Annotated in this window: 21 protein-coding genes; 8 read left to right on the forward strand and 13 right to left on the reverse strand. The window is 44.8% G+C overall.

Features of this window, described 5'->3' with window-relative positions; all coding sequences use genetic code 11:
• The first annotated feature begins 16 nt into the window (after positions 1 to 16).
• The 5 genes from R7Q47_RS13990 to recR all read left to right on the forward strand — a co-directional run bounded on the left by R7Q47_RS13990 (position 17) and on the right by recR (position 4,267).
• Positions 17 to 403 carry a YbaN family protein gene (locus R7Q47_RS13990; protein WP_372584779.1) on the forward strand — a complete coding sequence of 129 codons (387 nt, stop codon included), beginning with the start codon at positions 17 to 19 and terminating at the stop codon, positions 401 to 403.
• Positions 404 to 565: 162 nt separating this feature from the next.
• On the forward strand, positions 566 to 1,111 hold the full coding sequence (apt, locus tag R7Q47_RS13995) for an adenine phosphoribosyltransferase (protein WP_005380615.1): 546 nt from the start codon (positions 566 to 568) through the stop codon (positions 1,109 to 1,111).
• Positions 1,112 to 1,119: 8 nt separating this feature from the next.
• Entirely contained in the window at positions 1,120 to 3,225 is a 2,106-nt protein-coding gene (dnaX, locus tag R7Q47_RS14000) for a DNA polymerase III subunit gamma/tau (RefSeq protein WP_213871950.1), read from the forward strand.
• 82 nt (positions 3,226 to 3,307) lie between these two features.
• Positions 3,308 to 3,637 (forward strand): YbaB/EbfC family nucleoid-associated protein, encoded by a 330-nt coding sequence (locus R7Q47_RS14005; protein WP_005380618.1) that lies wholly within the window; start codon positions 3,308 to 3,310, stop codon positions 3,635 to 3,637.
• Between the two features lie 30 nt (positions 3,638 to 3,667).
• Entirely contained in the window at positions 3,668 to 4,267 is a 600-nt protein-coding gene (recR, locus tag R7Q47_RS14010) for a recombination mediator RecR (RefSeq protein ID WP_005380619.1), read from the forward strand.
• Between the two features lie 51 nt (positions 4,268 to 4,318).
• Here recR and aqpZ read toward each other — a convergent pair whose 3' ends face one another.
• The 3 genes from aqpZ to R7Q47_RS14025 all read right to left on the reverse strand — a co-directional run bounded on the left by aqpZ (position 4,319) and on the right by R7Q47_RS14025 (position 5,881).
• Positions 4,319 to 5,017 (reverse strand): aquaporin Z, encoded by a 699-nt coding sequence (gene aqpZ / locus R7Q47_RS14015; RefSeq protein ID WP_005384951.1) that lies wholly within the window; start codon positions 5,015 to 5,017, stop codon positions 4,319 to 4,321.
• A gap of 229 nt (positions 5,018 to 5,246) precedes the next feature.
• A complete protein-coding gene (locus R7Q47_RS14020) occupies positions 5,247 to 5,495 on the reverse strand; it encodes a YkgJ family cysteine cluster protein (protein ID WP_017820793.1) in 249 nt (82 codons plus the stop codon).
• Positions 5,496 to 5,632: 137 nt separating this feature from the next.
• The gene (locus R7Q47_RS14025; protein WP_005380625.1) at positions 5,633 to 5,881 is read right to left on the reverse strand and encodes a GlsB/YeaQ/YmgE family stress response membrane protein; all 249 of its coding nucleotides are present in this window, start codon (positions 5,879 to 5,881) and stop codon (positions 5,633 to 5,635) included.
• Between the two features lie 188 nt (positions 5,882 to 6,069).
• Between R7Q47_RS14025 and R7Q47_RS14030 the strand changes: the two genes are divergently transcribed.
• Together R7Q47_RS14030 and R7Q47_RS14035 are read left to right on the forward strand one after the other, a co-directional pair.
• Positions 6,070 to 6,510 (forward strand): YcgN family cysteine cluster protein, encoded by a 441-nt coding sequence (locus R7Q47_RS14030; protein WP_005384948.1) that lies wholly within the window; start codon positions 6,070 to 6,072, stop codon positions 6,508 to 6,510.
• A 191-nt stretch (positions 6,511 to 6,701) separates the two neighbouring features.
• Positions 6,702 to 8,381, forward strand: a complete 1,680-nt coding sequence (locus R7Q47_RS14035) for a mechanosensitive ion channel family protein (protein ID WP_005380681.1) — start codon at positions 6,702 to 6,704, stop codon at positions 8,379 to 8,381.
• A 69-nt stretch (positions 8,382 to 8,450) separates the two neighbouring features.
• Here R7Q47_RS14035 and R7Q47_RS14040 read toward each other — a convergent pair whose 3' ends face one another.
• The 10 genes from R7Q47_RS14040 to gap form a co-directional block, all read right to left on the reverse strand.
• A complete protein-coding gene (locus R7Q47_RS14040; RefSeq protein ID WP_025767189.1) occupies positions 8,451 to 8,735 on the reverse strand; it encodes a putative quinol monooxygenase in 285 nt (94 codons plus the stop codon).
• Positions 8,736 to 8,752: 17 nt separating this feature from the next.
• Complete coding sequence (locus tag R7Q47_RS14045) at positions 8,753 to 9,148, reverse strand: VOC family protein (protein ID WP_005380685.1); 396 nt, start codon at positions 9,146 to 9,148, stop codon at positions 8,753 to 8,755.
• A gap of 140 nt (positions 9,149 to 9,288) precedes the next feature.
• A complete protein-coding gene (locus tag R7Q47_RS14050) occupies positions 9,289 to 9,588 on the reverse strand; it encodes a ribbon-helix-helix domain-containing protein (RefSeq protein ID WP_213960456.1) in 300 nt (99 codons plus the stop codon).
• Between the two features lie 136 nt (positions 9,589 to 9,724).
• Complete coding sequence (locus tag R7Q47_RS14055) at positions 9,725 to 11,302, reverse strand: alkaline phosphatase (RefSeq protein ID WP_318089169.1); 1,578 nt, start codon at positions 11,300 to 11,302, stop codon at positions 9,725 to 9,727.
• A gap of 398 nt (positions 11,303 to 11,700) precedes the next feature.
• Positions 11,701 to 12,060, reverse strand: coding sequence for a hypothetical protein (locus R7Q47_RS14060; RefSeq protein WP_318089171.1), 360 nt, complete (start codon positions 12,058 to 12,060; stop codon positions 11,701 to 11,703).
• Positions 12,061 to 12,311: 251 nt separating this feature from the next.
• Positions 12,312 to 13,259: a ChaN family lipoprotein gene (locus tag R7Q47_RS14065; RefSeq protein WP_318089172.1), complete on the reverse strand. Its 948-nt coding sequence runs from the start codon at positions 13,257 to 13,259 to the stop codon at positions 12,312 to 12,314.
• A gap of 98 nt (positions 13,260 to 13,357) precedes the next feature.
• The gene (rlmA, locus tag R7Q47_RS14070; protein ID WP_005380691.1) at positions 13,358 to 14,185 is read right to left on the reverse strand and encodes a 23S rRNA (guanine(745)-N(1))-methyltransferase; all 828 of its coding nucleotides are present in this window, start codon (positions 14,183 to 14,185) and stop codon (positions 13,358 to 13,360) included.
• A gap of 96 nt (positions 14,186 to 14,281) precedes the next feature.
• Positions 14,282 to 16,318, reverse strand: coding sequence for a methyl-accepting chemotaxis protein (locus R7Q47_RS14075; RefSeq protein WP_151515028.1), 2,037 nt, complete (start codon positions 16,316 to 16,318; stop codon positions 14,282 to 14,284).
• A gap of 199 nt (positions 16,319 to 16,517) precedes the next feature.
• Positions 16,518 to 17,402 carry a D-hexose-6-phosphate mutarotase gene (locus R7Q47_RS14080; RefSeq protein ID WP_025767193.1) on the reverse strand — a complete coding sequence of 295 codons (885 nt, stop codon included), beginning with the start codon at positions 17,400 to 17,402 and terminating at the stop codon, positions 16,518 to 16,520.
• 156 nt (positions 17,403 to 17,558) lie between these two features.
• Positions 17,559 to 18,554, reverse strand: coding sequence for a type I glyceraldehyde-3-phosphate dehydrogenase (gap, locus tag R7Q47_RS14085; RefSeq protein ID WP_005380697.1), 996 nt, complete (start codon positions 18,552 to 18,554; stop codon positions 17,559 to 17,561).
• A 337-nt stretch (positions 18,555 to 18,891) separates the two neighbouring features.
• Here gap and msrB point away from each other — a divergent pair, with 337 nt between their 5' ends.
• The gene (gene msrB / locus R7Q47_RS14090; protein WP_005380698.1) at positions 18,892 to 19,299 is read left to right on the forward strand and encodes a peptide-methionine (R)-S-oxide reductase MsrB; all 408 of its coding nucleotides are present in this window, start codon (positions 18,892 to 18,894) and stop codon (positions 19,297 to 19,299) included.
• The last annotated feature ends 34 nt before the right edge of the window (positions 19,300 to 19,333 follow it).

The following is a 19,333-nucleotide window of genomic DNA, read 5'->3' on the forward strand; positions in this document are numbered from 1 at the left end:
GGAGTTCACCATTCGTATTAAGCGTTACTTTTTCAATACTGTTGGTGGACTCTGTATTGTGCTCGGCATAGCCGGCATAGCCCTTCCACTTTTACCCACCACACCTTTTATTTTGCTTGCTAGCGCATGTTTTATGCGTGGTAGCCCCGCATTTCATCAATGGTTACATAACCACAAAACGTTTGGACCCATTCTCGACAATTGGCATAAGCATCGGGCTGTTACTTCAAAAGTAAAAAAGCGTGGTGCGATTTTTATTGCGCTTAGTTTCATGGTTTCAATCGTTGTTGTCCCCCTCGTTTGGGCAAAAATTGGTCTTTTAGTGATGCTAATCGTTTTACTCAGCTGGTTTATGCGTCTGCCTGTGATTGAGTTGGTTGCTGACCGAGAAGAAAATCACTAAGATTGTAGAGAATAGTGTGCCCGCTCTTCGAGTGGGCGTTTGTATTTTCAGCGCCTGTGACTTTTACGAAAATAAGCACATAGTGGTGAAAACCTATTGTTCGTTGCCCTCGTGATACTGCGATTAGAGAGGGCGATGAGCCAATCTAAGTAAATCGGTATTATGACTACAGAAACAATTTCACTGATCAAATCTAGCATCAAAAGCATCCAAGACTACCCAAAGCCAGGCATTCTATTTCGTGATGTGACGAGCCTTCTTGAAGACGCGAAAGCATACCAAGCAACGATCAACTTACTTGTTGAACGTTACAAAGATATGGGCTTTACCAAGGTTGTGGGTACGGAAGCTCGTGGCTTTCTATTTGGCGCGCCTTTAGCGCTTGAGCTAGGTGTTGGTTTTGTACCAGTGCGTAAACCAGGCAAGCTACCACGCCCTACTGTTGCTCAATCTTATGAGCTTGAATACGGCGTTGATACACTAGAAATCCATACAGATGCCATCGTTGAAGGCGACAAAGTACTGGTTGTCGACGATTTATTGGCAACGGGCGGTACTATTGAAGCGACGACTAAGCTGATTCGCCAACTGGGTGGTGAAGTTGAGCACGCTGCGTTCGTTATCAACCTACCAGAAATCGGTGGCGATAAACGTTTAGAAGCACTAGGTCTAAACGTGTACAGCATCTGCGATTTTGAAGGACATTAATACATTCAATGAGTTATTTAGCTTTAGCGCGAAAATGGCGTCCTAATCAGTTTGACCAAGTTGTCGGACAAAAACATGTCCTGACGGCGTTGGAAAACGCACTGGCGCAAAACCGTTTACACCATGCTTATCTGTTCAGCGGGACTCGTGGTGTGGGTAAAACGAGTATCGGTAGGCTGTTTGCCAAAGGCTTGAACTGCGAAACCGGCATTACCGCGACACCTTGTGGTAAGTGTGATACTTGTCGTGAAATTGATGAAGGTCGCTTTGTCGATCTTCTTGAAATCGACGCAGCATCACGTACTAAAGTTGAAGACACTCGTGAACTGTTAGACAACGTTCAATACAAACCTGCTCGTGGACGTTTTAAAGTGTACCTCATCGATGAGGTGCACATGCTATCGCGTCACTCTTTCAATGCGTTGTTGAAAACCCTGGAAGAGCCGCCAGAGTATGTGAAGTTCTTACTCGCAACAACTGATCCACAAAAGCTGCCTGTCACTATATTGTCGCGTTGTCTTCAGTTTCATCTGAAACCAATCAGCGTTGATGAGATTCACCAGCAACTTGATTACATCCTAGGTCAAGAGCAAGTTTCAGCAGAGCCAAAAGCGTTGGGTATGATCTCACATGCTGCAGATGGCAGTATGCGTGATGCTCTTAGCTTGACTGATCAAGCAATTGCTTTAGGTAACGGTGCGGTGCAAGCCGATATTGTCAGCCACATGTTGGGGACGATTGATACCGACCAAGCGATTCACTTACTAGAGTCAATCAGCAGCAAGCAACCTCAACAAGCCATGGATAAAATCCAGCAATTAGCAGCAAATGGTGTTGAGTGGGATGGTTTGTTGCAGCAAGTCGCAACACAGCTTCATCGAATTGCGATGTATCAAGCGCTGCCAGCGTCGCTAGACCGAGCGCAGCCAGATGCAGAAAGAATCGAGTTGTTGAGTAAAGCACTAAGTCCGCAAGACGTTCAGCTTTACTACCAAATTGCATTGAAAGGTCGTGAAGATTTGACTCTCTCGCCAAATGGGCGAGTCGGTCTGGAAATGATTGTGCTGCGTATGATGGCGTTCCGCCCATCAAGTAACAGTGGGGCAAATGTTGTTTCCAGTAACTGCGAATCAGCTTCAGCCCCAGTTCAAAGTGCCAGTCAATCAAAGACTGCACCAGCTCGGACAGTAGCAGCTCCTCGAGCTCAGCAGCCGAGTCCAGCACAAAGCTCACCACAAGTGGCGCCTCAACCTTCATCCAATTCACAACCTGAATATCACGCGAGTGGATATGAGACGGTTCCGCCACAGTATGATATGGCGCCGCCGATGAGCGAAAACCCTGCACCGCAACATGAAACGCCACCTCAACAAGTGCAAGAGAGCGTTTCAACACCGGCGCGCGGTGGTCTAAGCGGTTTACGTCACCAATTACGTTCTCAGCGTCAAGGCCTACAACAGAACACTCCTCAAAATGGTGGCTCAAAAAAGCCTAAAGCGGCATCTGCACAACCAGAATCGGTTATCGACCGAGTAGCGCAATTGCATGGCAATTCCGCGCAGGTGTCGCCAAACTCAGCTCCGAAGTCGACGGAGCCACAAGTTGAGGAAGCGTATCGCTGGCGTCCAAGCAAGCCTGTTGAGACAAAAGTAAATACAAAACTGACACCTACGCAGCTCAAGCAGGCACTTGAGCATGAGAAAACGCCTGAAATGGCACAAAAGCTCATCGATGAGTCATTAGAACATAATGAATGGGCGAAGCTAATCAGCTTAATGGAGATCCCTAAGCTGGTAGAGCAACTTGCGCTAAACTCTCATTATAGTAAGGAAGGAACAACCGTTTCGTTACTATTGAGAAGCAGCCAAGCTCATTTGAATACTGATAGAGCTCAAGCCGAATTGCTCAAAGCACTTAATACCGTGTTAGGTGAAGAGTGCCACATGAGCATCGAAATAGGGGAGAGTGGAGAAACACCACTTGAACTGAGAGATAGGCTCTACCAAGAGAAATTACAGCAAGCGCTGAACAGTTTAGAAAACGATCCAAATGTTCAATTTATTGAACGTCGTTTTGCTGCAGAGCTTGATAAAGATAGTGTGCGCCCTATCTAATAATCGAATGGAATGGGGTTGAAAACCCAAAGGTATAACCCCATTAATTGATGCAACACCTCATTAAACCAGAGAGATAAACATGTTTGGTAAAGGCGGTATGGGCAACCTAATGAAGCAAGCCCAGCAAATGCAAGATCGCATGCAAAAGCTTCAAGAAGAAATCGCGAATATGGAAGTAACTGGCGAGTCTGGTGCTGGCCTAGTTAAAGTTACTATCACTGGTAGTCACAGCGTACGTCGTGTTGACATCGATGAAAGTTTGATGGAAGACGACAAAGAAATGCTTGAAGATCTGATCGCTGCGGCGTTCAACGATGCAGCCCGTCGTGTTGAAGAAACTCAAAAAGAGAAAATGGCTTCTGTAACTGGCGGTATGCAACTACCACCAGGCATGAAAATGCCATTCTAATCTGCTGATATTTAATTAAGCGGACTTTTAATGCGTACCAGTCATATGCTGGAGCAATTGATGGAGGCCTTACGTTGTCTACCTGGGGTTGGCCCCAAGTCAGCGCAGCGTATGGCCTTTCATTTGTTACAGCGCGATAGAAAAGGCGGTTTGCAGCTTGCAGATGCGCTGAGTCAGGCAATGACAGAAATAGGTCATTGTACTGAGTGTCGAACCTTCACCGAAGAAGAAGTCTGTCACATTTGTACCAACCCAAAACGCCAAGAAAATGGTCAAATTTGTGTGGTAGAAAGCCCGGCAGACATCGCAGCCGTTGAAGCAACAGGCCAATATTCTGGTCGGTATTTTGTTCTTATGGGGCATTTGTCGCCATTAGATGGTATTGGTCCAAGTGATATTGGATTAGATGTCCTTGATTACCGCTTACGTCGCGGTGATATTACCGAAGTGATTTTGGCGACAAACCCAACAGTTGAAGGTGAAGCCACTGCCCACTACATCGCAGAGCTATGTAAAGAGCACCAAGTTGATGCCAGCCGCATCGCGCATGGTGTGCCTGTCGGTGGGGAGCTAGAGCTTGTTGATGGCACGACGTTGTCACATTCGCTATTAGGTCGACACAGAATTTAATAAAAAGCCGCTGAATTCAGCGGCTTTTTTGATTTTGGGAGTTAGGAACGATTAATCGTTCGATTCTTTACCAAGAAGATTTTTGTAGATAACCGCACCAAGCACGCCACCCACAATAGGAGCAATCCAGAACAGCCATAGCTGAGAAACCGCCCAGTCACCCACATATACTGCGACTGCCGTGCTACGAGCAGGGTTTACTGACGTATTGGTGACAGGAATGCTGATCAGGTGAATGAGAGTCAAACACAGGCCAATTGCGATAGGTGCAAAGCCTTGTGGCGCACGTTTGTCTGTTGCACCCATAATGACAATCAGGAACATCATCGTCATGACAACTTCAGTCACAAGTGCAGCGATCATCGAGTATTGGCCTGGAGAGTGTTCACCATAACCATTGGCGGCAAAGCCAGAACCCACAACATCGAATCCTGCTTGTCCAGATGCAATAACGTAAAGCACACCACCTGCGATAAGCCCGCCGATAACCTGTGAGATGATGTAGGGAGCAACGTCTTTTGTCTCAAAACGACCGCCAGCCCAAAGGCCAACTGTCACTGCAGGGTTCAAGTGACAACCTGAAATATGACCGATAGCAAATGCCATCGTCAGAACGGTTAAACCGAATGCCAAAGAAACGCCCAACAGACCAATACCCACTTCAGGGAAACCCGCAGCCAACACCGCGCTACCACAGCCGCCTAACACTAGCCAGAACGTGCCAAAAGCCTCAGCCAAATACTTATTCATGTTCTTTCCTGATCTTTAATTAAATGACCCGCTGAACATAGTCGAGAATTGTCAATAAATTGTGAGGGAGATCGCGAAAAAACCGCAAATGGAACGCTATGTGGCAAGAGTTCTCAAGGGTGAGATAAAAAGCAGAGGGGGAAAGTGCTAAATCTTGAGTTTGCTTTGATTACTGCCTCGGAGAGAAACAACCGAGGTACTAACTTTAAACGTGTGGTCTAGAGTCGCATTACGTCAATTGTTCTAATTCAGTGATGTTGTCGAGTGCTTCTTGATTGGTGTTGCCGCATACAATCGGACACGGTTTAAAATCGTGACAGACTTTAGGGCGTTCAGGCTTACCAAATAGCTTGCACAAATTGTCGTCGTTGAGTTGCACACAACGAACACCTGCAGGTTTGCCCTTGGGCATTCCAGGTATTGGTGAAGAGATACTTGGCGCAATACAGCACGCTCCACATCCTAATCGACAATCCATAATGTAAACCTCTTAAAAATTAAGGGGGCAATTATGGTCATTTTGACGTGGATTGGAAGAGTGAAGAAAGAAAAAAATAAAAGGGCGCGCTTAACATTACGCTCCCTTTTTGGTTTTTTGCTTTTAAATCATCGTGATTATTTTAAGAAACGGTTATAAACAAACAACAGAATAAATGCGCCTAGTGTTGCGGTAATGATACTACCAATGTTGACGCCAGTGGCTCCGCCGAAACCGAGAATGCCGCCAAGGAAGCCACCGACAAATGCCCCTGCAATACCAAGTAACATTGTTGCAATCCAACCGCCCCCATCTTTTCCTGGCATGAGCCATTTAGCAAGTGCGCCGGCGATTAAGCCCAAAATAATCCAAGAAATAATACCCATGAAAACTCCTTAATGCCTTCTTGATCAATTGAGTAATGGAAACTTGTTTAAGGATAGAACAGTAAAACGAAAGTAGTTGAATATCTCCACCGTTATGTGGGAAGGATGCAAGATCTTCTCAAAACTTGAACTTTTGCGTTGAGAAGAGTATAAATCGCCCCCTAAATTCCCTTGGTGAGACCTGAAGTATGAGCACTCCATTTTGGCAAAGTAAATCGTTAGAGCAGATGACAGAAGAGGAATGGGAATCTCTCTGTGATGGTTGTGGCAAATGTTGTTTGCATAAGCTGATGGATGAAGATACCGATGAAATCTACTATACCAATGTGGCTTGTAGCTGGCTGAACAGTAAAACGTGTTCATGTAAGGATTACCCAAACCGTTTCACTTCGGGTGAAGAGTGCACCAAGCTGACCCGAGAAGACATCGACGATTTTACTTGGCTGCCACACACGTGCGCTTACCGTCTGTTGGCTGAAAAGCAGCCTTTACCAGAATGGCATCCGTTGATTACAGGCTCTAAGTCCGCAATGCATGCGGCAGGGGAAAGTGTCCGTAACAAAGTTGTTTACGAGATTGATGTGGTGGATTGGGAAGACCATATTTTAAATCATCCCAACCGTCCTTAGTCGAATAAAAACAAGCCTTTCATTGATTAAATGAAAGGCTTGTTTGCTATTGGGGCTCCCAACTTTGACGTCTCGCTAACGAAATGCTGCTCAGTTTATTATTTAGTGTTGTAAACTTAGGAGTATGATTTCAACGCTTTACACTTCTATTCCTGATTGTTTTGATCAGGATTGTTTCCTATGAGGTAAACATGACGTTTCATTTCCCCCAGAAACTGCGCCTGACATCTTGGGTGACATTATTCGCACTTGCCGTCATTATGTTCTCCCCAATGGCTGTTCATGCGACTGCTACTGACGATATCCAAGAGCCTTCTGCTGCCGAAATCTCGATTGACAACTTGAACCGAGAGATTGTGGATTTATCCCAAAGCCTCTCGCAAGCGAGTGGCGACGAGCGTGATGCCCTTCAACTGCAACTATTCCAAAAGAATGAAGAATTAAGAAGCCAGTTAGCGTCAGCGATTGAACGTGAAACTATCTCTCGCGACAAGCTGATCTTGCTAGTTAAAAAACAAGAACAATACTCTGAGGACGCGACGAACTATCTATCGGAAAAAATAAAGAAAGTCGTCGAGGATTTAAATAAGGCTAAGGATGAAGAGAAGCTTGCTCTTGTTAATGATTATCGAGAGCTACAGCGTTATCTTGATGTTAGCTTCGATTCGAGCTGGCAAAATCTCGCTTGGTTGAAGGAGCTAGGGGCCCAAAACGAGCGCGCAGAAGCGGAACTAAAAGATAAAATTGATAAACGTATGCGCTTACTGTCTGCTTCTATTGAGTACTTGAGTCAGCAAAGTGAGATCATTGGCTCCCAACTTTCGTCTAGCCCAGAGTCGGAAAAAGCGTCGTTGCAACTTAGTCAGCTCATTACTAAACAAAGGCTAAATATTGCGACAGAAAGCTTACGCAACCTGATTTCAATTGGTGATAAAGTCGGTTTAGAAACGTCTGAATACAAACGCCAAATTTTTGAAGTGACGGGTAATATCACCCATGATTTACTAAATACCAAAGTTGTGTGGTCAATACTGAGTCACTGGTCCAACTCGGCACTGGATTGGTTTGCCGAGAATGCACCGCAGCATATCTTCCAGTTGTTTGTTTTTGCGCTGATTTTATTGATCGCTCGCGGACTGGCTAAGTTAACGCGCAAAGTCGTCCGTAAAGCAGTTGCATCGAAAAACTTAAAACTTTCCCACTTGATGCAGGACTTCTTTATCTCGATGTCCGGCAAATTCGTGTGGGTGATCGGTATCATGGTGGGCTTATCTCAGCTTGGTTTGAACCTAGCGCCAATCCTAACCGGTTTCGGTATTGCTGGTGTGATTATTGGTTTCGCGTTGCAAGACACGTTATCCAACTTCGCGGCGGGTATGATGCTGCTTATTTATCGCCCATTTGATGTTGGTGATTTTGTGTATGCTGGCGGTGTGGATGGCAAGGTAAGCCATATGAGTTTGGTGAACACCACAATCCGTACGTTTGATAACCAAATTATTATTGTGCCTAACAGCAAAATCTGGGGAGATGTTATTAAGAACGTCACGCATGAACGCATTCGCCGCGTGGATATGGTGTTTGGCATTGGCTATGCGGATGACCTCTTAAAAGCGGAGTCAGTATTGTCTGATATCATTACCTCTCACCCTTCGGTACTTCGCACTCCAGAGCCAATGATCAAAGTTCATACATTAAATACGTCTTCTGTAGATTTTATTGTGCGTCCTTGGGTAAAAACGGATGATTACTGGGATGTATACTGGGATGTGACTAAAGAAGTGAAACTACGCTTCGACCGAGAAGGTATTTCGATTCCTTTCCCACAACAAGATGTGCATTTGCATATGGTGGAGAAGCAAGACGCTTAATCACAGATCCCAACTAGTGAAAGGCACTCTAGATAGAGTGCCTTTTTTGATCTTCGGTTAGCGCTATAGTTACAGTTCGTTAAAGAACACCAGTTTCGGCTCGCATTCTAACAAATTGTCGATCTGGCTAATCAAAAGAGCAAAGTGTTCTGTTTTACCATGAAGCTCAAATGCTTGTTGGTCTTTAAATTGCTCCTGAAAAACGAAGTGGCATGCATTGTCTTTATCTTGGAACAATTGATAACGAACACAACCTTCTTCATTGCGAGTAGGTTCAAGCGCTCGGGTAAGTACCTCTTTCAACTCTTGTTCTTTTCCCGGTTGTGCATGAAAGGTAGCCGTCAAGTGAATCATAATGTTTACTCTTTTTGTTATAGGTAACGCCCTTGGCGTTGCAGGAACTCAATTTTGTAACCATCAGGGTCGGTTACAAAAAAGAACGTTGCTAAATGCTTTTGTTGATGGTCAAAGGCTTTGATGTCACCAGTTTCAATGCCGAGAGATTTAATGCGTTTGTGGGCTTGTTCAATGTCCTCCACGCTGACGGCAAGGTGGCCGTAACCTGAGCCGTGAGTGTAGGGCTCACTTTGGTCGTGATTGTGCGTCAGTTCCAATTCAAAGCCAGTTTCTTGGTTGGCTAGATAGGTTAGAGAAAAGCCATCAAAGATGTATTGATCAGCGACTTCTAGTTCAAGTACGTCACAGTAAAATTGTAGAGAGCGGTCCAGATCACTTACTCGGATCATGGTGTGAATCATTTTTGTCATAGGTACTCCTTGATAGTCCGCATAGGTTAGCGATTTCAAAAGGAGTCTGGGTAGTACTCTAGTACGACAAATTAGAAGATGCTCAAGGGTTTATAATACGGATGCATAGCCTAGGATGGTTATTGCTCGGTTGGTTGCTATTAACTGTTAAGTTGCGCAAGTGCTTGACGAGTGGTCTCTTGAGGTTGGCGGGCGTAAGTGAGGCAAGCGCATCGAAGTAAGGAGGCAAAGTTGCTCACTTCACCATTGTATTCGAGTGCTTCTTGATAAACAGTGCTTATGAATTTAGGAACCGTCATGTTTTGAGCACTAGCGATTTCCTCAAGAATTGTCCAAAAGCTCGCTTCAAGTTTTACACTGGTCGCGTGACCATCAATACGGATAGAGCGGGTGATGAACTGATAGTTGTCTTGGGGTTGCTTAGCAAAGATTTCGCACATTTTCTTTATTCATATAATTAAAGACCCATAATTATTGTGGTGTACGATTTAAAACGTCAACTGTTTTCATGCATAAAAAAACGCTCCCTTGCGAGAGCGTTGAAACATCACGAGTTGTGAAGTAAGTGCAAGTTGATTATTTAATTTGTTGCTTCAAGTACTCGCCTAGTTGCGAGTGGTGCATGATTTTTGATACTGGAAGGATAGTTTCTGCAGGTCCCCAAGCAAATACGTTGACAGGAGTATGCGTATGAGTACCCGTCCCCCATACTGTGTTTTGCTTTGTTGCATGCTCACGCGCTAGCAAGTTGCCACGGTCGTTGTAAGGAAAGAAAGCATCAAAGTCATTGATTGCCGGTACGTTCTCTTCGCTTAAGTATTTGTGTCCAGCAAGTCGGTATGGATTTGGTTTACTTGCTAATACGCGTTCTGCTTGCTCAGGCGTAATCGAAAAATCGCTATTTGCGTTCACGACTTCCGCAAACTTCTCTGGAGTTTGCTCTTTCTTATTAAGCGCTTGGAATTCACTGATCATGCCGTAGTAACTTTTCTTTTGGTTGTATAAACCATCGAGGATCTCGAACTGACCAAAGTTGAAGTTTGGCGCGTAATCCTGATTTTTGAATGCTTCGCCGTCGCGTTTTTGTGGTTTAGGCAAGTTTGCTGATGAGTAGCTAAAGCCAAAAGAGCCGGTTTCGTGGTCAGCAGTAACAATGATCAGGGTGTCATCACGGCCTTTTGCCCACTCATAAACTGAGTTTACCGCTTCATCGAATTTAAGCATTTCATGCAGCATCGTACCTGCATCGTTACTGTGGCCAGCCCAGTCAATTTGGCCGCCTTCAACCATCAAGAAAAAACCGTCTTTGTCTTTTGAAAGAATGTCGATTGCTTTGATGGTCATTTCTTTCAGCGATGGCTGCGTGCGTTTTGGATCGTTTTTGCTTTGACTGTAGGCAATACCATCGTTCATGCCCGAGTAAGCAAAAAGTCCAAGTAATTTGTCACCTTTAGCTTGCGCGAGCATATCGCGGCTGAAAGCCAGGTTGTAACCTTGGTCTTGCGCCTCAGTAAGCAAGTTGCGTTCGTCTTTGCGTTTCGATTTTAGGTAGACATTTCCTTCAGTGAGCTTTTCAAGCTGCTCGTATGTCTCTCCTTTGTCGTTTGTCGACTTTGGAATCCAATGACGAAGTCCACCAGACATCATCACGTCTACGCCTGTTTCGAGCATATCCGCCGCAATACTGTTTTCTAGGGAGCGATGTGGTTGATGAGCGGCAAATGCTGCTGGCGTTGCGTGGGTCATACGCGTATCAGAGACGAGCCCAGTTGCCTTACCTTTACTTTTGGCTTTTTCCAAAATAGTTTCGACATGGTTGCCTTGGCTATCAATGCCAATGACTTCAGAAGCGGTAGGGATTCCTGTCGCTAGCATCGTAGCTGAGCACGCAGAGTCGACGACAATTGCATCTTCTGGATTGGTTAGTGATGATCCAATCACACCTTCTTGAGCGAGTTTGTATAACGCTGTGCTTTCGCCTTTGTAAACCGAGTTAGGTGCGTGTTTTGCGTAGGTCTCGAGTAAACCAACTTGTTGAGGACCCATGCCGTCGCCGATCATCAAAATGACGTTTTTGATTTCAGCTGAGAGTGCGTTGAAAGAGAGGGTAGATGCAGCCACTGCCGTAACGATTGGAGATACTAAGCGCTTCATTATATTTTCCTTGTTTATTGAAAGCGCAGGCATTAAAGCAATGATTTATGAAGGTTTTGTGTCGGTAATAAAAGTTTAACCAAATTGTCGTTTTTGTTTGGTTTTGCAGAAAAAATGAGTCGCTCTCTAACGTTCGTTAGTTTGGAAAGAAGAAAGCCCACAAACGTGGGCTTGGATTACGCTTAGGAGTTGAAAGCATGGACTAAAGTTATCCATTCAGTGCCTTCACAAGAAACCTAGTTTAGGGAGCAATAAACGAGCATGTATTATCGGGCCACAAGAGCGGTCGAATTCACTTACGTTTGCATCATATCGTTCTTTGGCTTATTAAATTATGGGCTGCAGTAAGTGTTTGGTTCAAATAGGATTTGTTGTCGTGACGATTATCAGACTGGTTATCAGACTAATGCCAGTATGATGCCACCAACGGTAAATGCCGCAGAAAGGTATTGACCCGCAGAATATGAGCCATCCTCTTCTTTCTCGATTTTATCGGGGTGATCCATGCCAAGCGCACCATGCGTGAAAGATTCGACCTTTTCACCAACAGATTTATCTTCTGCTTCTATTTTCTTGCTGTCGTGCTCGATTTGTTGCAGAGCGGCAAGTAGCGCTTTGCCTTCGGTCGAAAGCGTTACCTTATTGTGTTCGACTTTCAGCGGCGAAGCACTAGTTTCTTCTTGTGCAATACTTGCTTGTTTAGAGGCGACAGATTGTTTGGCATAGCTATTAACAGAAGTGCTTCCTACTGGATTCATCGAATACTCCTTGGAACATCGACACTCGGTCACTGAGTGCGGGTAAAAAGCAGTTATATTTTTATCGGCGGCAAAGTTTATTTCTGAAGCTATTTGGATAAAAACAGGTCTGCTTTTGCCGCTTCTAGTTTCTATTGGTGATCTTTAGCAAAAAATAGACCAGCAGGAAGCAGACCGTTGTCACTCTATGAACTCGGAGCGGTGTGATGATGCAACGCAACGACAAGGTAGTAACTTAAATTGAAGACCAGCTACTTACATTGAAGATCGTTATTGCGTTTAGTTAGATGTTGATATGCCGCCATGCGGTGAGCATCTTGTACATACCGTACTGGTGGTGCGAGAACCTCTAACTGATAGTCTGTATTATCAGAAAGCACGTTATCTGTTGGGCTAATTACAACCACTTTTAAGCTCGGGTTGCGGCTTAAGATTGATGCTGCCGTACCCAACCCTTGCTCGGTGTGAAACTTGCCCGCAACATGGACAATCTGAGCGCCTGGGTTGTCGTCTAGATAGCTAACGATAGATTCCGCCATAGTTTCATCCCAAGTAACTTGAGCTGCAAACTGTTTTTCCGTCTGCTCTGGCTTACCGTGATGCATGGATGCCATGAACTTTTCTTTGTACGGACTACTACCAGTGTTGATGGCTTGTGCAATGAACATCCGCTGATCATCATCGAGCTTGTTAATGTAATCTAGCCCTTGTCGACCAATGCATCGAACAATGCTCTTTGGTGCATTTGCTGCAATGACCGGGAGATTTTTCTGCTTAGCAAACTCCACGAGAGGGCGATAGTCGCTTTCATAATTGGGCCAAGCGTTGGCTTGTTTCATTAAGTACTGTTCGCCGATCTCCCCACGTAGGTAAGCGTCAACAACAGGTTGTTTGTCGCGGGTAAATTGTTCCATAGATAACGCGAGTGAGCGGTCGTAGGACGTAAGTTGTTTGAGCATATCGGTTTGAAAGCGATGAACGCCGGCGTGTGTGTGCCATTCACCAATAAGAACGACATCTGCTTGTTGCAGCTCAATTGGCAGTTTGCTTAGAGCGATATGCTCGCCAGAAGGGGTGTATAGTTGGTAGTCGTAAAAACTAGTGACTTCCGCTGAGGTTGCGTGAGAGTTGGTTTGCGTATATGAAGAGCAACCAGTAAGTAAGCCTGCAAAGAGCAAGCTCAAAGTAGAAAAGCGCATTGAAAAGCCTCCAAAAATGTCCGGATGATATTAATGGAGGCTGAGCAATGAATCAATATAAATGATAACTATTTGCGTTTGTTGTTTTTTTTGACTTATTAATTGAGTGTTTTTTTGCGATATACACGCAACATAAAATCAGCCTCACATTGGAAAAGTGTAGCGGATTTCAACTCTTCACGAAGAGCATCGGTTGCTTTCCATGCGAATGGCGTCATTTGCAATAAATCGATTGCGGCTCCGTTTTTCAAGTCCATAACATAGTTAAGATGCTGCTGGTGCTCTAATTCAAACCCTTCAATATGTTCTGGTTCTTCATTGTGAAGACGAACTTCTTGATAAATGCGCTCACGCAGTTGGTATAAGTGGCGGCTAGCAGGAGTAACCGTGACAACAACGCCGTCGTTTTTTACAACGCGCTGCAGCTCCTCAGCTTTACACGGGGCATAAATGCGCAAAATGGCATCTAAGGATTCATTTGCGAAGGGAAGTCGGTGACTAGAAGCCACACTAAAGTTGCAGTGCGTGTAACGCTTCGCCGCGTAACGAATGGCAACTTTGGAAATGTCTAAGCCATAAATCGTGGCATGGTTCGCTTGTGTTTCTATCGTCTTTTGTACTTGATCTGTGTAGTAACCTTCACCACAACCAATATCTAATAATTGATGGGTGCTCCCCTCAGTGTATGTTGCACACAGCTGCGCCACTTCTTGGCGCATTGGGTTGTAGTAATCTCCTTCGAGGAATCGACGACGAGCTTGCATCATCTCTTTGTTGTCACCAGGATCTTTAGAACGTTTGTGGTGCGCTGGCATCAAGTTAACGTAGCCTTCTTTTGCTAAGTCAAACTGATGATTGTTTTCGCACTTAAACGTTTTTTCATTTAACGCTAGAGCTTGGTGGCATAGAGGGCATTGATAGTTCATGACGATCTCGAACAGAAAGTAGGGCGGCAAATTCTATCAAAAAGCATGGTCTCAAGTGAAACAAAAAGAGCCGACTGGGTCGGCTCTTATTAAGTATTAGTGGAAGAAGTCGACTTGCTCTTTCAAGTTTCGTGCTTGTTGTTGAAGTTCAATGGCACTTTGCGAGGTTTTTGCGCTCGTGTTGCGGCTTTCTCGGTTAAGTTCACTGATAGAATGGGCATTTGCTGCAATTTCTTGTGAAACTTGAGCTTGTTCTTCTGAAGTCGCTGCAATGGCGTCGGCTTGAGAGGCTATCGACTGCACTTGTACTGCGATGGCTTCTAATGCTGTGCCCGCGTCTTGTGCTTTGTCCAAGACCTGGTTTGCACTGCGTTGGCTGTCTGTCATCATATTAACTGCATTATGAGTCGACCCTTTTAGTTTCTCGATAATTTCCACGACATCCTGAACTGAGCTTTGGGTTCGGTGCGCAAGTGTGCGCACTTCATCTGCTACAACTGCGAAGCCACGACCTTGTTCACCTGCTCGTGCTGCTTCAATGGCGGCATTCAAGGCAAGTAAATTGGTTTGCTCAGCAATTTCATCAATCATTTTCGTGACGGTTTGAATACTCTCGCTATCGCGATTTACTTGCTCGATAGCCGTTGCTGATTGATCCAATTGATCGTTAAGTTGAGCAACGTCGATACATACGCCTTCAACAATCGCGAGACCAGACTGGCTATCGGTATTTGCTGAGCGTACGTTTTCCGCAATGCTTTCGACTTGTTGTGCGACAGATTGAGCGGAAGAGGCCATTTCTTCAATCGCTGTCACAACTTGCTCGACTTCTTGTTGTTGTCGGTCGGCTTGGGTCAAATTGCTATGGGCATCGTTGGCAACGCTGGTGGAGTTGCTCTCCACTAAGTCGCTTGTTGAACGGATCTTACCAACAAGTTCATTGAGCTGACTTGCCATACTGGCGACACCCGAGCTCAGGTTCGTAATTTCATTCTTTGATGCTTTACGAGACGCTGGGATGCTCAAGCTGACTTCGCCGCCGGCTAAGCGAGTCATGTATGAGTTTAGAGTCGTGAGAGGTTGTAAGCTGCGATTCAAGAAAAGCGTCAATACAACAAAAGTAATGATCGCTGCAACCGAAGAAATGATGGCAATGAGTGTGAGAAGCGTGTCGCTACCTTTTGTCACTTCTTTGATAAACGTACCGCCTAGCAGTTTCCAATTCCAACCTGGAACCTCTGTGTAGACAAGATACTTTTCGCCTACGTTACCTTGGTACTCGAAAGGGTAGCGAATTAATCCACTAGATTGTTCGAAAATCTGACCAAAAGGCTTGTGACCATTGTAGTCGGCGACTTCTAGTATTGACGAATCTGAGCCGCTTTTTGCTGGATGAAGTAGGTATTTACCAAGATTGTTTTCGTCGTTATCAACGATAATGGTGTAACCAGTGTCGCCCCATTTTATCTCTTCGAGTGCATCGAACAAGGTTTGTGTCGCTTGGTCTACTGGTAAGCCAATAAACGATAGGCCTGCTACCTTTCCTGTCGCATCTTTGATTGGGGCATAGTAGGTAATGTAGCGCTCGCCATACAATTTAATTTGAGCGTAATACGGTTGTCCTGCTTTAAGTTGCTGATAACCAGGATGGTTGATGCCTAGCGTGGTTCCGACCGCTCGTTGACCTTGTGGATCTTTTAGGGAGGTGGACACCCGAATAAAGTCGTCACCCAACGGTGCGAATAGCGTTGCTATAGCGCCGGTATCACGTGTGAAACTGTCGACCAACTTGGTGTCATTAATTAAGCTTTCACTGTATTGAGTGATGTTTGGTACTTCATGTCCCATGAAGTCAACCGTGTAATTTTCGACATAGACACCGGCAAGGTAGCCATTGCGAAAAGTAGATTCGAGGACTTTAGCGGTGTGCAGGTAAGCATCGAATTGGCCAGCAATGGTTTTTGCCATTGATTCTACTTTAGATTGGTGTTCTTTCAGTGTGCTTTCCAATAGAACATCGGAAGCGTTGCGGTAAACAAGCGCGGCAATACTGCTGAAAGCAATGAATAGGCACAAAGTGATCACCAGTTTCAACTGGAATCCGACACTTTGATTTCGGTATCTCTCTAACATAGACTAATTCCTGATATTTTTATTATTTATGAGTTTTGTATCGGTATGCTATCGGTTTATATGATCAATTTTTTTGATATTTATTAATGAAACCGTCAAAAGTGACCAGTAACCAATAAGTTAGTAAAGATAGGACCATCTAAGCAGAGCTTTTATTACAAAAAAAAGCCGGGTATCCCCGGCCTTTATATGGTGATTCTTACTGCGCTGAAATGACAGTGACAAGTTCATGTGTCTCACCTGGTTGGAGCGTTTGACCTTGCTCAATACTTGGTGCATGAACAGCAGACTCCACACACAACATGGTTTGATAACCATCGTCAGCCATGTCACCCATGCTTTGCGCACCTTCTGCCCAAGGGTTCCATAATACTGCTGAGTTGTGGCCTTGGTTGTGTACGCTTAGCGTACGATCCAATACCGGGTCTTTTACCAAAATTTTCGCTTCTGGTTGCGTGTAAACGCGATCAATCGTGTCAGTTAGTTGTAGAACATTACCACCTTGGCATACCGCATCAGCTTTCAAGCTATCAATGTACTCGGCACCCATGCCTGTCGTTTGTGCTTGCTTAATGTCTCCAACGTTTAGGTAAGTATGTAATGCGCCAGAGAAGGTCCAAGCCTCGTCATCAATGTTCATGACTTTGAGCGTCACTTTTAGCTCATCGCCCACTTCAATCACCAAACGAGCGTCAAACATATGGGGCCAAATATCGTGGATTTCTTCTGTCGGGAACAGAGCAAGTTCAACAATCACACCGTTATGGTTCTCACGATGTTCAACCAACTCCCATTCTGCGGTGCGGGCAAAGCCGTGAGCTGGAGCAGCAATACGCCCAAACCAAGGCCAACAAACCGGAATACCACCGCGAAGAGCAGCTTTACCATCGAAGACAGCTTTTTCGCTCATCCAGATCAGATCTTCTTGACCTACAGGCGTGAACGACACGACATGACCACCGTGTAGCGAGATGCCTGCCGTTGCTTTGTCATGAATCACGCGGACGATTTTTATCTGATCAACTTCAACGATAGTGACGTTATCAGATAGCACCGTTAGGGCTGGGAGAGTTTTTAAATCCATGTGTAGTTTCCTATCGCTGGGGGAGAGCTTTTAGACGCGCTTCGCACATTAAATGCAACATCGAGCCTGCATTCTCTCAAATTCCAGATACAAAAAAGGCGACTCTAGAGCCGCCTTTTCTTTAACGAAGTTATTCGCTAATTGCTAACTTTCTAATTACTTAGAGATGTGAGCGATTAGGTCTAGAACTTTGTTTGAGTAACCGATTTCGTTGTCGTACCAAGATACAACCTTAACGAATTTGTCAGTTAGCGCGATACCAGCTTTAGCATCGAATACTGAAGTGCAAACTTCGCCGATGAAGTCTTGAGATACAACTGCATCTTCAGTGTAGCCTAGAACGCCTTTTAGTTCGCCTTCAGAAGCTTCTTTCATCGCTTTACAGATGTCTTCGTAAGAAGCACCGTTAACTAGGTTAACAGTTAGGTCAACTACAGAAACGTTAGCAGTTGGTACGCGGAAAGCCATACCAGTTAGTTTGCCGTTTACTTCTGGAAGTACAACGCCTACAGCTTTAGCAGCACCAGTTGAAGATGGGATGATGTTTTGAGAAGCACCACGACCACCGCGCCAGTCTTTAGCAGAAGGACCATCTACAGTTTTTTGAGTTGCTGTAGTTGCGTGAACTGTAGTCATAAGACCAGATTCGATACCGAACTTGTCGTTAAGAACTTTAGCGATAGGCGCTAGACAGTTAGTAGTACAAGAAGCGTTAGAAACGATGTCTTGACCAGCGTAAGTGTCGAAGTTTACGCCGTTAACGAACATTGGAGTAGCGTCTTTAGAAGGACCAGTTAGTACAACTTTTTTCGCGCCAGCAGTGATGTGCTTACGTGCAGTCTCGTCAGTTAGGAAAAGACCAGTTGCTTCAGCTACAACGTCAACACCGATTTCGTCCCATTTTAGGTCTTCAGGGTTGCGCTCTGCAGTAACACGTACAGTTTTACCGTTAACGATTAGGTTACCGCCTTCAACTTCAACAGTACCGTTGAAACGGCCGTGAGTTGAGTCATACTTAAGCATGTATGCCATGTAATCTACATCGATAAGGTCGTTAATACCTACTACTTCGATGTCGTTGCGCTCTTGCGCTGCACGGAATACGAAACGACCGATACGGCCAAAACCGTTAATACCTACTTTGATAGTCATTATAGTTGCTCCACAACTTAATTTCTGATTAAAGATAACTGGTAGTAAAATTACAGAATCCAGTAAACATCTGCAAGTGATAATCGGACTTAACTTGTTTAAAGTCAAAAAAAAGCGACGCTTTTTTTAACAATTCTTTGCAAATGTACGTTTTTTAAACTTTTAACTGATTCTTCTGTAGCCCAGTTGGCGTAATATAACTGGTGAGATAAGTGCTCTTATCAAATTAATTACGCATGGTGTCCTGGTGAGAAAGTATGTGCTACAACTGTTAAGAGAAGCAAGTTTTTTGCTAAAAAAGTCAATACCAAGAACAGTAAATAAGGAGCCGAAAGTCGTGGAACAAAGCGGGAAAAAAGTGACGAAGTCAGATGAACAGTGGCGTGAGCAACTGTCTGATGAAGAGTTCCGTGTTTGCCGAGAGCAAGGTACAGAGCCTCCTTTCAGCGGTAAGCTACTGCATAATAAGGAAACTGGTGTTTATGCTTGTACTTGTTGTAATGCCCCTCTCTTTGTCTCTGATAACAAGTATGACTCTGGCTGCGGATGGCCAAGTTTTGATGCGCCTATCAACGATCAAGCGGTGCGCTATTTAGAAGATCTAAGTCACGGAATGGTACGTACAGAGATTCGTTGTGCAACGTGTGATAGCCATCTAGGGCACGTTTTTGAAGATGGTCCACAGACCACAGGAGAGCGTTTTTGTGTTAATTCTGTGTCGTTAATTTTCAACAAATCAGAATAATAACGACAAAATTGTGCTCGAGATTGTTTTATCC

The sequence above is a fragment of the Vibrio sp. Vb0349 genome (genome assembly GCF_033338975.1).

Bases quoted from the DNA above. Each gene is read 5' to 3' on its own strand.
- R7Q47_RS14045 (WP_005380685.1), bottom strand. From the start codon at position 9,148: ATGACAAAAATGATTCACACCATGATCCGAGTAAGTGATCTGGACCGC.
- recR (WP_005380619.1), top strand. From the start codon at position 3,668: ATGCGTACCAGTCATATGCTGGAGCAATTGATGGAGGCCTTACGTTGT.
- R7Q47_RS14075 (WP_151515028.1), bottom strand. From the start codon at position 16,318: ATGTTAGAGAGATACCGAAATCAAAGTGTCGGATTCCAGTTGAAACTG.
- aqpZ (WP_005384951.1), bottom strand. From the start codon at position 5,017: ATGAATAAGTATTTGGCTGAGGCTTTTGGCACGTTCTGGCTAGTGTTA.
- R7Q47_RS14080 (WP_025767193.1), bottom strand. From the start codon at position 17,402: ATGGATTTAAAAACTCTCCCAGCCCTAACGGTGCTATCTGATAACGTC.
- R7Q47_RS14065 (WP_318089172.1), bottom strand. From the start codon at position 13,259: ATGCGCTTTTCTACTTTGAGCTTGCTCTTTGCAGGCTTACTTACTGGT.
- R7Q47_RS14055 (WP_318089169.1), bottom strand. From the start codon at position 11,302: ATGAAGCGCTTAGTATCTCCAATCGTTACGGCAGTGGCTGCATCTACC.
- R7Q47_RS14030 (WP_005384948.1), top strand. From the start codon at position 6,070: ATGAGCACTCCATTTTGGCAAAGTAAATCGTTAGAGCAGATGACAGAA.
- R7Q47_RS14035 (WP_005380681.1), top strand. From the start codon at position 6,702: ATGACGTTTCATTTCCCCCAGAAACTGCGCCTGACATCTTGGGTGACA.
- apt (WP_005380615.1), top strand. From the start codon at position 566: ATGACTACAGAAACAATTTCACTGATCAAATCTAGCATCAAAAGCATC.
- rlmA (WP_005380691.1), bottom strand. From the start codon at position 14,185: ATGAACTATCAATGCCCTCTATGCCACCAAGCTCTAGCGTTAAATGAA.
- R7Q47_RS14005 (WP_005380618.1), top strand. From the start codon at position 3,308: ATGTTTGGTAAAGGCGGTATGGGCAACCTAATGAAGCAAGCCCAGCAA.
- R7Q47_RS14020 (WP_017820793.1), bottom strand. From the start codon at position 5,495: ATGGATTGTCGATTAGGATGTGGAGCGTGCTGTATTGCGCCAAGTATC.
- gap (WP_005380697.1), bottom strand. From the start codon at position 18,554: ATGACTATCAAAGTAGGTATTAACGGTTTTGGCCGTATCGGTCGTTTC.
- R7Q47_RS14060 (WP_318089171.1), bottom strand. From the start codon at position 12,060: ATGAATCCAGTAGGAAGCACTTCTGTTAATAGCTATGCCAAACAATCT.
- R7Q47_RS14050 (WP_213960456.1), bottom strand. From the start codon at position 9,588: ATGTGCGAAATCTTTGCTAAGCAACCCCAAGACAACTATCAGTTCATC.
- R7Q47_RS14040 (WP_025767189.1), bottom strand. From the start codon at position 8,735: ATGATTCACTTGACGGCTACCTTTCATGCACAACCGGGAAAAGAACAA.
- R7Q47_RS14025 (WP_005380625.1), bottom strand. From the start codon at position 5,881: ATGGGTATTATTTCTTGGATTATTTTGGGCTTAATCGCCGGCGCACTT.
- dnaX (WP_213871950.1), top strand. From the start codon at position 1,120: ATGAGTTATTTAGCTTTAGCGCGAAAATGGCGTCCTAATCAGTTTGAC.